General features: G+C 37.9%; 9 protein-coding genes and 4 tRNA genes. 9 read left to right on the forward strand and 4 right to left on the reverse strand.

Annotated features, from left to right (window positions below):
• Positions 1-449: 449 nt before the first annotated feature.
• Positions 450-2,699 carry a KAP family P-loop NTPase fold protein gene (locus ABVC65_RS04570; RefSeq protein ID WP_353582696.1) on the forward strand — a complete coding sequence of 750 codons (2,250 nt, stop codon included), beginning with the start codon at positions 450-452 and terminating at the stop codon, positions 2,697-2,699.
• 70 nt (positions 2,700-2,769) lie between these two features.
• On the opposite strand, the gene ABVC65_RS04575 is transcribed toward ABVC65_RS04570, so the two are convergent.
• Complete coding sequence (locus tag ABVC65_RS04575; protein ID WP_353582697.1) at positions 2,770-3,816, reverse strand: hypothetical protein; 1,047 nt, start codon at positions 3,814-3,816, stop codon at positions 2,770-2,772.
• A 327-nt stretch (positions 3,817-4,143) separates the two neighbouring features.
• Here ABVC65_RS04575 and ABVC65_RS04580 point away from each other — a divergent pair.
• The 4 genes from ABVC65_RS04580 (at position 4,144) to ABVC65_RS04595 (ending at position 4,531) form a co-directional block, all read left to right on the forward strand.
• Positions 4,144-4,216: transfer RNA gene (locus tag ABVC65_RS04580), tRNA-Gly, on the forward strand.
• Positions 4,217-4,244: 28 nt separating this feature from the next.
• Positions 4,245-4,315: transfer RNA gene (locus ABVC65_RS04585), tRNA-Cys, on the forward strand.
• A gap of 31 nt (positions 4,316-4,346) precedes the next feature.
• A tRNA-Val gene (locus tag ABVC65_RS04590) sits at positions 4,347-4,418 on the forward strand.
• A 40-nt stretch (positions 4,419-4,458) separates the two neighbouring features.
• A tRNA-Val gene (locus ABVC65_RS04595) sits at positions 4,459-4,531 on the forward strand.
• A gap of 194 nt (positions 4,532-4,725) precedes the next feature.
• Here the strand turns inward: ABVC65_RS04595 and ABVC65_RS04600 are convergent.
• The 3 genes from ABVC65_RS04600 to ABVC65_RS04610 form a co-directional block, all read right to left on the reverse strand.
• Positions 4,726-5,658: a LysR family transcriptional regulator gene (locus ABVC65_RS04600; protein ID WP_004121626.1), complete on the reverse strand. Its 933-nt coding sequence runs from the start codon at positions 5,656-5,658 to the stop codon at positions 4,726-4,728.
• 123 nt (positions 5,659-5,781) lie between these two features.
• Positions 5,782-6,468, reverse strand: a complete 687-nt coding sequence (locus ABVC65_RS04605) for an HAD family hydrolase (RefSeq protein ID WP_353582698.1) — start codon at positions 6,466-6,468, stop codon at positions 5,782-5,784.
• A 14-nt stretch (positions 6,469-6,482) separates the two neighbouring features.
• Positions 6,483-7,538, reverse strand: coding sequence for an ADP-dependent NAD(P)H-hydrate dehydratase (locus tag ABVC65_RS04610; RefSeq protein WP_353582699.1), 1,056 nt, complete (start codon positions 7,536-7,538; stop codon positions 6,483-6,485).
• 332 nt (positions 7,539-7,870) lie between these two features.
• Here ABVC65_RS04610 and ABVC65_RS04615 point away from each other — a divergent pair, with 332 nt between their 5' ends.
• The 4 genes from ABVC65_RS04615 (at position 7,871) to ABVC65_RS04630 (ending at position 11,753) form a co-directional block, all read left to right on the forward strand.
• Entirely contained in the window at positions 7,871-9,055 is a 1,185-nt protein-coding gene (locus tag ABVC65_RS04615; protein ID WP_004117940.1) for a metal ABC transporter solute-binding protein, Zn/Mn family, read from the forward strand.
• A gap of 94 nt (positions 9,056-9,149) precedes the next feature.
• Positions 9,150-9,929 carry a metal ABC transporter ATP-binding protein gene (locus ABVC65_RS04620; RefSeq protein WP_353582926.1) on the forward strand — a complete coding sequence of 260 codons (780 nt, stop codon included), beginning with the start codon at positions 9,150-9,152 and terminating at the stop codon, positions 9,927-9,929.
• The gene (locus tag ABVC65_RS04625; RefSeq protein WP_019261951.1) at positions 9,919-10,851 is read left to right on the forward strand and encodes a metal ABC transporter permease; all 933 of its coding nucleotides are present in this window, start codon (positions 9,919-9,921) and stop codon (positions 10,849-10,851) included. Before ABVC65_RS04620 ends, ABVC65_RS04625 begins: the two co-directional genes overlap by 11 nt.
• 2 nt (positions 10,852-10,853) lie before the next feature.
• Positions 10,854-11,753: a metal ABC transporter permease gene (locus tag ABVC65_RS04630; protein ID WP_016810875.1), complete on the forward strand. Its 900-nt coding sequence runs from the start codon at positions 10,854-10,856 to the stop codon at positions 11,751-11,753.
• Positions 11,754-11,790: the final 37 nt, after the last annotated feature.

Consider the following 11,790-nt stretch of genomic DNA (forward strand, 5'->3'; position numbering starts at 1 on the left):
GCCAACATTTGCGTATATCAACCCAACATCTGCGTATCAAAACTGTTTCATTACGCAACAATTTTGATACATCTGCGCGCCAATTCTATAAATTAGATTTAGCATACAAAGCATACAAACAAAGTCAAAGTTGTAAATAAAACAATATTTGGTACCATGAGTCATAGGAGTCTTTCTGCGTTGAAAGTCGGCTTCATGCCGTCGGCTGATTTACTCGCCTTATGCGTTTTGCGTGGGCTCCTTTATTTTTTGATTTTCAACCATCAATACTTTATATGCCAGTTTGTGTTTTATGTAATAGTATTTTCAAATTTTTGTGTTTATAACCTTATAACTCAATTTTTGAAATACGTAATATGTAATGATTAGCTAAAGAATAATTTGCATAAATGATTAGAATATAAATTATTATACGAAATACTGCAATTGCAAAAGTAGGGAGAAAGTATATGAGTTACGTTGCGGATAAACCTATTGAAAAAGCCGATGAAGATTTATTGGGAAGATCTGATTTTGCGAAACAATTTGGAAAATCGATTTGTGAATATGATAGCAAAGATGGTCTTGTAATCGGATTGTATGGGAAGTGGGGAAGCGGCAAGACATCTATTATTAACATGGCAATATCCGAGATTCCAGTAGTCGAAGCCCAAAAAATAGAGAAGAAAAAATGGTATTCAAAAGTATACAAAAGAATCAAAAAAATTTTTACTTCACAAAAAACTGAAGAAGATCAAAATCATAATCCAATAATTATTAGATTTTCGCCATGGAATTATTCCGACAAGAACAATTTAATCAGTTTGTTCTTTTATGAATTGAAGAATAAATTAGGTGTAGCTAAAGACGAAGAGAATAAAGAAAAAATCGGAAAGGCTATAAGTCAATATTCCGATATTATTGACGTTTTATCATTTATTCCAGTAGCTGGGCCTGCAATTGCTCCTATATTGAAAACTATTTCCAAATCAAAAGGAGCTAAATTGATGCAAGCTCCTAGTTTGAATGATGCTAAAGAAAAATTATGTGAGGCGCTAGAAGATTTTAACCACAAAATAATTGTTTTTATCGATGATATAGATAGATTGACTACTCCTCAAATTAAAGACATTTTCCAATTGGTTAAGCAAGTAGGCGATTTTCCAAACATAATTTATGTTCTTACAATGGATAGGGAAATTGTTTGCAATGCTTTGTCTGAATATCACAATATTGACGGGGATGAATATTTAAAGAAAATTGTTCAAGTTTCTTTTGAAGTTCCTGAAATTGATAAATCTCTGTTGCCTGAAATACTAAAAGGCAGACTCAGCAAGATTATACACAAAAATGATTGCGAAGAAAAATTTGAAAACAATAATTATTTTGAAACAGTACTTGAAAACTGCGTAAATCCATATATCAAAAATATAAGAGATATTAATAGGTTGCTAAATTCTTTCCAATTCAAATATTCCGCTTTATGGAAAGAAACATCATTTGTTGATTTATTAGCTATTACTGCAATAGAAATTTTCGAGCCGAAGTTATATGAATGGATCTTTAATAACAGGAATTTTATTTGCCGTGGTACGGCTAATGATTCATTGCGTACAAGTACAGATAAATCGGATTATGTTGAACGATGTAATCAAGAATTTGATATTTTGGGATTGAATCGCAAACTATCTTTTAATATTATTTCAACTATATTTCCTGCGTTTGCAGATGATACTAGCAATCATAAATTCATAAATGATGTATTAGAATCAGAACTTATTAGCAAGAAACGTATTGGATCTATAAAATCGCTAGGATTATACTTCAGCCTTAATCTATCTAGCATAAAAATTCCAAGAGAAGTAATTATTAAATGCGCAAACAATTATGACAAATCTACTCTTAGACAAAAAATTAAAAAATTTAATAAAGAGGGTAATATTATTTTCTTTTTAGAAAATATAGAAGCATTACTTCTTGATAATAAAATACCGAATAATAGACTTGCTTTAATTGCATATGTTTTACTAAAACTTCAAAATGAATTTGTAAACCAAAGTGGGTTAGCATATTATTATTCGATAGATATTGTAACTGATACGATAATTTCTATTAAAGATGAGTATGTACGTTATGAAATTATCAATTTCGCCGTTGAGAATATTGATAAAACTAATATCGCAACGAGGTCTATTCTGGTTAATCAAATAGTTCAATATTGTAGAAAATCTAACAATGAAGATAAAAGTAAAAATCTGCAAATTATTACCATCGAGCACTTAAAAAATATTGGAAAAATTTATGTAGAAAAGATTGAATCGATTATAGTATCTGAAGATATTTTAAATTCGACTAACTTTGATAACATGTTGAATCTGTGGAAATATTTTGATAGAGAAAGTGCTATCTTGTATGTTAAAAATCTATTTAATAATGAGACAAATAAGCTTAGATTCTTATGTATAACAACATACAATAAACTAACAGGATGGAAATTTTATTCAGAAAATTGTTTTAACTTAGTTTCTGAAGAAGAATTTTATGATTCTATAATGGATTTTGATAAAAGCAGATTAGACGAATTTACTAAAGAAGAGCAAATAATATTAGCTTCGTTTGTACTGAATTATGAAAATAATAACGGCGATTTTGACCATGCAACTGAGCGAGAAGCATTGCAACTCATAGAAAAGTGGAAATCTGAAAGTAAGAGTAATTAAGAGTGGGTACAGTTCTGTCTGAAGTTCCATTACAGCGTTGTAAGGAATTTCAGACAGAACTAACTATCAACTACCGCACTTTGCGCCAACGCAATCTTCCGTCATTTACTCCTTCTTTACACATCATAAGAGTTCCTCGTATAGTCACTCCTTGTTGTCCAGAAGTAGAGCAGAAGCTTCCTGGATGTACTAGAGGAAGTTGCTGTTGTTGAGGCTGCTGCTGAGGTTGTTGCTGAGGAACGGGAGCTGGTTGTGGGGTAGGTGCTGGCGCCTGCTGCTCAACTGGTGCTTGGGCAGGTTGTTGATTCTCTTGCTGTTCTTCTGCGTTCCCATTTTCAGATTGCGTAGAATTTGAATTGGAACTATCTACAGATGATTTGTTTGTTGAATTCTTTTTTGTGCCTGTTTTGTTAGTGTTAGTTTGATTTTTATTGTCAGAATCCCCATTTGAAGACGACTTTGGTTTATTTTTATTATTGTCTTTGGAATCCTTGGATTTGCTATCTTTGTCTTTTTGGGCAAAAATTGAATCCTTTTCAATTTCGCAAGACAAGTCATTCTTTTTTACGGAGCAGATTTCGTCAGAGTAATGATTTATAGCAAATTCTATTTCTGTTTCATCAAACTTAAGGTCTTCAAGTTTTGACTTTGCGTCTTCTTTAGTTAAGTTATTATAATCTTCTACGAGTAGCCTTAATTTTCTTACTGCCACATTGTTGAAATCGTAAGTGTCGTCTAAATAATTTATAGCAGATTCTGAATCCTTTGCAGAGCATCCGGAAGTTGTCATCTTTTTCTTAATAGCGTTCAAGGACAAAAAGTCATCGGCTACATAGTTTTTTGCTATATTTTTACATTCTGATGCACTTAACTTGGTTTTAGTGTTGTTTGGTTTATTTTGCTGAAGCGAAGAAATGACCCCAACTGCTAAAAAGATTATTAATACAGTTAGGAGTATATGTTTAAGTTTTTTAGATTTTGGATTTTTTGTATTTTTTGCATTATTTGGCTTGTGAGACATGTTGCTCTGGTTCTTATCATATGATGTAGCGCTGTTATTTATAATTTGAGTTTTTTGTACGTCGCTATTTTTGTCAGAAACATCATTGTTATTCATAGAATATCTTTCTCTGCTGTAAATATTTGATATATCTTATTACCGTCTTTATGAGTACTGTTACAGTTTAACTGCATTTTGCTTATTTTGTGAATAGAATTTATGTTAAATATTTTTTTAGTCTTCAGCATCAGAAAAATTTGTAATCTTATGAAGATTAAGCACGTATCAAAACTGTTTCCTTAACGCAACAATTTTGATACACTTGCTATGAGTATATGACACGCCAAGCGACACGCCAAAAGACGCAAAGCTTGCATTTGTAAATATTTCGGGTATAGTAGTTACTCGTGCTTCGGCGCTGGCAGTTGTCAGTGTGAGAGTATTGCGGACATAGCTTAGTTGGTAAAGCGCAACCTTGCCAAGGTTGAGACCGCGGGTTCGAGTCCCGTTGTCCGCTCTAGGTCCGGTGAGTTATTCGACCTTACGGTGGGTTAGCCAAGCGGTTAGGCAGCGGCCTGCAAAGCCGTATAGATGAGTTCGACTCTCGTACCCACCTCGATTAAGCGGGTTAGCTTAATAAACAACCTGGGCGGTTGGCGCAGTGGTAGCGCACTTCCCTGACACGGAAGGGGTCACAAGTTCGAACCTTGTATCGCCCACTCGAAAGGATTGCCTTTCACGCATAATTAAAAAAATTTTGGGTGATTGGCGCAGCGGCTAGCGCACTTCCTTCACACGGAAGGGGTCATAGGTTCGATTCCTATATCACCCACAATATTGTTCAGTTTCGCGGTATGGTATACCGCATTTTTTGTATCTACTGGTATGTCGGATAATCGGGGTACTCGGCAAAAAGTGTGTCTATTAATCAGCGTGTCTTGAGCAAAATCTCGCAGTTACGCTGCTTAGTTACGCTGTTCAGTTACGCTGCTCGGTCACGTTGCTTAGACACGCTGCTCAGTTCTACTATTTAGCTCTACTTATTACTTGATATCCGTGTTTAATTAACACAGATTCGAGTTGAGAAAGATACGCAAGCGCTGCAGGAGAAAGATTCGTGCGCTCATTCTTAATCCACCCAACAAGCATGGTTTCTTCGCAATCAAGCGGAATGGTCACGATTTTCTCGTTATTCAAGTCGCCATTGTCAATTCCAGTGCAAATCGTAAAACCATTAAGACCAATAATAAAGTTCAAAATGGTTGCGCGGTCTGTAACATTAATCTTTTTAGGTGGATGCTGAGGCCATACCGCTTCTTCTGTAAAGAAGAAGCTGCCATCCTCACCCTGCTCATACTGAATGAATGGGTAAGGCCGCAAATCCTCCAAAGTGAGCTTTTTATGGCTCGCAAGTGGATTGTTTCTAGAAATAAACACATGCAAATTAGCGCGGAAAAGAGGATGAAACTCAAGATGCTTTTCTCGAAGCATTTTTCCAATAACATCCTTATTGTAGTCAGAAAGATAAAGCAATCCAAGGTCTGCGCGCATTGAAGTAACTTGATTAATAATGTTTTTTGTACGCGTTTCCCTTAGTGAAAACTCGTACTCGTTAGAATCTATGCTGCGAATCATGTCTACAAAAGCTTCAACAGCAAACATGTAGTGCTGAGTTGCAACGCTGCAAAGCTGTTTTCTAGGCTTAGTGCTGTTGTATCGCTCTTCAAGCAAATCTGCCTGGTCTAAAACTTGTCGTGCGTATGTTAAAAACTCAGCGCCATCAACAGTTAAAGCAATTCCTTGAGAAGATCTAGTAAAAATCTCAATGCCAAGCTCTCGTTCCAATTCTTTCACAGAAGAACTTAACGCTGGCTGCGAAACATAAAGTTCATGCGAAGCTTCATTCATCGATCCGCATTCGACGATTTTCACAATGTACTTTAATTGCAGCAGTGTCATTATTAAGAGCCTTCCGATTTTGGGATTTATACTTGACTATTACAACTATTACAACTATAAACTAACGCCTATAATCTAATATTTGCAGCTTAATTCTATGATCTTGCGACTTTGGCTTAGCATCTATAATCTAACGCCTAGAGATGCTAAATCTTTGCGAGCTTGTTCGGTAGTAGTAAAAACAAACCCATGCATACCAACATTATGCGCGCCATCAATATTTGCTGGCTTATCGTCGAAGAAAACAGTTGTTTGCGGTTTCAATCCAAATCTGCTCATAGCAAGTTCAAAAATCTCTGGTTGTGGCTTATGCAAATGCTCAACGCCAGAAATAATCGTACCTTGTAAAAGAGTAGAAAGCTCTGTGAATTTACGCAATGCAAGAGGGAAAGTTTCTCTAGACCAGTTAGTCAATCCCCAAACTCCGTATCCAGCTTTGCGCAAATCGTGCAATAAATCAACTATTCCAGGCATCATTCGCGTAAGAACTTGGTCATAGTGTGCGCAATACCATTGAAAAGCGTGGCTAAGCTCCTTGCCAAAGCGCCTTTCGTATTCTGGCAAAAGGTCTTTTAGTAGTTCGCCGCCGTCCATGCGGTCTTCAAACTCATAGAATCCAGCCAAATCGTCTTTTCCAAAAGTGCCATTAGGACAAATAGTGTCTACCAAATCTGGGAATTGTTTTTGCAAGCAATTCCTGCAATTCCACTCGAGTAAGACCTTGCAATAATCAAACATTACGTCATGAATTTCAACAGATTCTACATTTTCATTTGTGTTGGTATTTGTGTTGGTGTTTGTGTTTTTCATTTTTTCTTCTTTCACTAATTAAGATTCATTAAGAGACCAATGATATGAGGCAGCGCATCAATAATATCGCTTGCTACAATTGGGTGATCTGAAGTTGAAGCATAATTTGATTCCACTATGTCTTGCGCCAATTGAGTGTAGCTGTTTTCGCTGTTGATTCTAGATGCTAATGATGCTGAAATTCCGTGGATTACAGCTGCGCTCGCTGCAATAAAAGCATAGTTTTCGTTTTCTGCGTAATTCGCGTAGTTTTCTGCACAATTTTCTTCACAGTTTTCTGCACAATTTTCATTATTCTCATTGCTTTCGCGTTGCGCTAACAATGCTCCTAGAATTCCTGCCAGTGCATCTCCTGAACCTGCAGTTGCGAGCCAAGATGGAGCGCATTTTGCAATATAAATGGGAGAGTGTAGTTCTGATGGTGATGCAACTGCTGTTGTTGCGCCTTTAACTAGCACAGTAGCTCCAGTAAGATCAGCTGCTTTTTGAGCGTAGTGTGTTGGATTGCTAGATATTTGTTGCGCGCTTATATCCAAGTCGTATCTAGTAAAAAGTGAGCTTAATTCTCCTGCGTGTGGAGTGAGAACTACTTTTGTACAAACCTGTTTTGGTAGTAAATCTAACGCTCCAGCATCTACGCATATTGGTGGAAGACTATCTTTTCGACTTATTGATTGTTCTTTCGAATTGTTATTTTCTTTCGCATATTGCGCAAGAATACTCGCAATATATTTTCTTTGATTTGCACTAGTTTCAGTATTGCAATGATCCGCATCTGGTATTCCAGATCCAACTGTTATAGCGTCGATTTTTCCGTTCAATTGTTCTGAGGCTACTACTTCTGGAGATGTTTGTAATACTAAGTTTTGTGCGCGAAGAGGGCCGGCATAACGAACCATTCCAATATTTGCGTGTGCCGCAGCACTTGCGCTTAATATTGCAGCTCCAGGATACTCGTTAGAACCTGTGACTAATCCAAGAACCCCACGCGAATACTTATTGTAAAAAGGCTTGGGCTTTTTTAGACATTTGCTTACATCTTTTGCTTCTATGTTTAGAAGTTCACTCATGCTTACGATTGTAGTGAATATCTGGGATTGTTATTTGTGGTTTTGTTATTTGTCACATTGCATTCGCTATATACACCATTTATTTATATAACGCAAGAAAAATCGCAATTATATCAGACAAAAAATTTGCAACACGCCACTTTTGAAAAAATATAATAAATTTTCAAAATTTCATTGACCATCCATCATATTTTTTCTATGCTTTAAACGTTATTGCTAACGATAATCTTTCCTAATTAAAAATTAAAAATAATGGAGAAAGTGAAAACGCTTTTTAAACAGATTACGAGACTTGCAATAATGTGAATTCATAGATTCCGGAAAGGAAAATAGTGAAAACTGCACGAATTTTTGCCACCGCAGCCACCGCCGCTTTGCTAACCGTTGGCTTGTGCGCATGTGGATCAACAGCTAAGACAGCGGATCAAAAGACCAACGGCAATCAAGTAAACGTAGTTGCAACCACCACTCAGATCTGCGATTATGTAACTCAAATCGCATCCACTGCAGATGCAAAATCTGGATTAAGCCTTAATAAAACCGATTCTCAAGGCAAAAAGTCTGTGATTGGCGCGCCTCAAGACAAAGCAAAGTCAACAATCAACCTTACATGCTTACTCGCTCCAAACGCGTCTGCGCACGAGCATGAGATGACTCCAGCGCAATCCAAAGCGCTTTCTAAAGCAGATTTAATGCTTGTTTCTGGAGTCGATCTTGAGCACTTCTTAGATCAGGCTGTGAAAGCTACTGGATTTAAGGGCACAATGGGAGTAACTTCGGGAATTCTTACCGCAGACGAAATCAAGGATTCCAAAGCGGAAGCCGCTAAAGAAAAGAATCTTCCTTACAAGATTGACCGCGGTATTGAAAAGGTTCATGCCGAAAAGTGGCCATTCCCACCAGAAGAAGGCGAGAAGGAGCCAGAATTCCAGTATGATCCACATATTTGGACCAGCACCAAGAACACTATGATTCAAGTCAAGAATATTGGTAACTTCCTTGGCAAAGCTCTTCCAGAAAGCAAATCAATCTTCGACGAGCATGTTGAAAAGTTCGTTAAGTCTCTTACTGATTTGGACTCTTGGGCTACGGAAGCTTTGAACAGTGTGCCGCAGGAACATCGCGTTCTATTTACTTCGCACGACGCATTCGGATACTTCTCTCGCGACTACAATGTTAAGTTTATTGGAGCAGCGCTTTCCGACTTCAACAGTCAGCAAGACGCGACCGCAGACCATATTAAGGAGGCTGCAGAAGCTGTTAAAAAGTCTGGTGCTGTAGCAATCTTCGCCGAAAATTCCAACAATTCCAAGTCTATTAAGGCTGTGGCTGCTGCTGCAGGCGTAAAGGCGATTATTGGCGACGATGCGCTTTATGGTGATTCCCTTGGTCCTGTTGGCTCTGCTGGCGAGACTTATATTGGTTCCATTGTTCACAATGTTCAGACTCTTGTTAAGGCTTGGGATGGCAAAGTTCCAGACCTTCCAGAATCTGTAAAAACTGCTTTGAAAAAGTAGTTAATAGGTAGCTACATAAGTAGCTGAAAATAATAAATCACTACAAAAGTAGTTACAAGAAGGTTAATTTATAGTGAATAAGAGCGTCCTAGCAATGAAAGATTGCGACCTAGCATACGGTTATAAAACTGTTGTGACTGGGCTTAACGGAAGTGTAGAAGCTGGAGAGGCTTTAGCTTTAATAGGACCTAATGGTTCTGGAAAAACAACGTTTTTGCAGGCGATTATTGGTATTGTGCGCGTAAGCCATGGAAGCTTAACAATGCCAAAAACGGTTTCTATAGGCTACGTTCCTCAACAAGTTGATTTGGATTTGACTTTTCCAATCACCGCTCGTCAGGTTGTAGCAATGGGCTTAAGCAGGCAAACTGGATTCCTCGGTTTGCTTAAAAAAAGCCAGAAAAAATCTGTTGAGGACGCTCTTAATCATGTTGGTTTGCTCAATAGAGCAGATGTGCGATTTGGCGATCTTTCTGGAGGTCAGCGCCAGCGAATATTGCTTGCTAGAGCTATTGTTGTGCGTCCTACGCTAATTCTTTTAGACGAGCCTTTTAACGGATTAGACGAGCCGAATCGAAAAGAACTGCTCAATATTATGAAGTCCGCAAAAGAAGATGGGATTTCGTTTGTTGTCTCTACTCACGACTTGGTAATCGCAGACGCTATTTGCGAAAAAGCCTTGCTTTTGGCTGGTCATCAAGTAGCTTTTGGATCACTTAGAAAAGTTATGACTAAAGAAAACATATCTTTGGCTTATGGCGGAAGTATGCCAGCTGCAAGTGCGGGTATTACTTTGAATCAATTAGCAGACAAAGATGCTTCGTTAAATGCTTCGTTAAATGCGTCTTTAGGAGACGAATCCAATGTTAGCTGAATTGGTTGAGTCTTTGCGCAAAATCCTCGAGCCTATACCAGGATTTGATTTTATTGCGTCCGCTCCCTACATTTTCAGACCTTTCTGTCTTCTTATTGTTCTTGCGATTGCCAGCGGAATAGTTGGCGTGTTTGTTAACTTAAGATGTGCCGAGTTTAATGCGGAGGCTTTGGTTCACGGGATTTTCCCTGGAATCGTAGTCGGAGCGTTATATGGAGGAATTGGGCAAATTATTCCAGGAGCTTCGATTTGCGCAATTTTTTTGGTCGCAGCTCTTGTGTGGGCATCTAGGTCTCAAAAAATCAACGAGTCGATAATAGCAACAGTTTTAACAACATTTTTTGCGCTTGGAATCGTAATATCTCTTAAAAAAGGAGATATGTCTGGTCAGCTTGAAGCACTTATGTTTGGACGTTTGCTAGATGTTACAGACGATAGAATGACTCAAGCAATGCTTATTTGTTTATTTGCAATCGCATTGCTTGTTTTAACTTGGAAAAAGCAAATTGTTGTTGCGTTTGACCGCGCTAGTGCTCCTTTAATGGGTGTTAATACTTTATTTGTAGATATTGTTTTAAACGTTGGAATTGCAGCTGTTGTAGTTTCTGCTTCTTCGGCTGTTGGTGTACTTCTTGTTATCGGTTATCTTGTGATTCCTGGAGCTAGCGCAAGATTGGTTGCGCGTACCGTTGGACGCATGGTAGCTGTTGGTATTGCTGTTGGTATTGCTGGCGTTTTATTAGGCATGTACGCTATGAACTTGGAGCTTGATCACCCAGTTTCTCCGCAAGCTGCAGTGGCACTAAGTATTTGCGCAATGTTCGTAGTTGTTTTGATTTTAAGATTCTTATACAGAGTTACATACGCACTAGTGTTTTCTAAAAAGAAAAAGTCTAGCGCAATAGAGGCTGGTGGAAAGTAATAATGGTAAGTATTTGGCAAATTATCGCTCTTCCGATTGTAGAAGCAATCGCTGTTGGAGCATTGTGCGGTTTTGTTGGATCCTTGGCTTTGCTTAATCAGCGTATTTTCTTCACCGAGTCTATAACTCATGCTGCTTTTCCAGGTGCTGTTATTGGAGTTGTAGTCACATCTGTTTATACGATTGACCAAAACGTTTTATCTATTGGTCTTTTTATTGGTGCTGCTTTGGCTTGTATTGTTTTGTCTTTTATGATGCATGTGCTTTCTAAACTAAAGGGCATATCTTCTCAAGCTTCTGCTGGAATAACTCTTACTGTTGGTTTTGCTAGCGGCTACTTTTTAAATAAATGGTTTGCTCCTCTTCCATTGCGCATTGAAGGATTTTTAACAGGGTCATTGCTTAATTGCACTCCTGCAGACGTGATTTTTGCGATTATTGCATTCGCTCTTGCGCTAGGATTGTGGAGTTTTAATAGTGCTAATTTGATTCACTGCTCTTTTGACTCCACTAATTACCGAGCATTAGGAGGCAGAAGCGGATTAATGCAAGGAATTGTTCTTGCGCTAATAATCATTACGGTTTCGGTGATTATTCCAGCTGTTGGAACTGTTGTTTCGGTATCTTTAATCGCAGCTCCTGCAGCAGCACTTAAGAGCAGAATGCGTTCCATTAATAAATTTGTGTTTGCGTGCGTATTGTCTTCTATTTTTATAGCGCTTTTAGGACTTGCCTTAGCAGTGATTTTAAGACTTTCTGCTGGTGGAACTATCGCGATTTGCGCTGGCTGCTTCTTTTTAGTTGTAAAGCTTAGTGAAAGCATCTTTTTGAAAATTCATGAGATTTATTCTGGTTTCTGCAAAAAATCGTGTTTAAAAAGTCGCTCTGTTGTTCTAGAGTAACAGAGAATTGCGCGTGAAAAATGCGTGCGATTGACGT

The sequence above is a fragment of the Gardnerella vaginalis genome (assembly GCF_040427915.1).
Classification (GTDB): Bacteria; Actinomycetota; Actinomycetes; order Actinomycetales; family Bifidobacteriaceae; genus Bifidobacterium; species Bifidobacterium vaginale_C.

Excerpts from the sequence above, each read along its gene's own strand:
- ABVC65_RS04570 (WP_353582696.1), top strand. The coding sequence starts at position 450 with ATGAGTTACGTTGCGGATAAACCTATTGAAAAAGCCGATGAAGATTTA.
- ABVC65_RS04575 (WP_353582697.1), bottom strand. The coding sequence starts at position 3,816 with ATGAATAACAATGATGTTTCTGACAAAAATAGCGACGTACAAAAAACT.
- ABVC65_RS04600 (WP_004121626.1), bottom strand. The coding sequence starts at position 5,658 with ATGACACTGCTGCAATTAAAGTACATTGTGAAAATCGTCGAATGCGGA.
- ABVC65_RS04605 (WP_353582698.1), bottom strand. The coding sequence starts at position 6,468 with ATGAAAAACACAAACACCAACACAAATACCAACACAAATGAAAATGTA.
- ABVC65_RS04610 (WP_353582699.1), bottom strand. The coding sequence starts at position 7,538 with ATGAGTGAACTTCTAAACATAGAAGCAAAAGATGTAAGCAAATGTCTA.
- ABVC65_RS04620 (WP_353582926.1), top strand. The coding sequence starts at position 9,150 with ATGAAAGATTGCGACCTAGCATACGGTTATAAAACTGTTGTGACTGGG.
- ABVC65_RS04625 (WP_019261951.1), top strand. The coding sequence starts at position 9,919 with ATGTTAGCTGAATTGGTTGAGTCTTTGCGCAAAATCCTCGAGCCTATA.
- ABVC65_RS04630 (WP_016810875.1), top strand. The coding sequence starts at position 10,854 with ATGGTAAGTATTTGGCAAATTATCGCTCTTCCGATTGTAGAAGCAATC.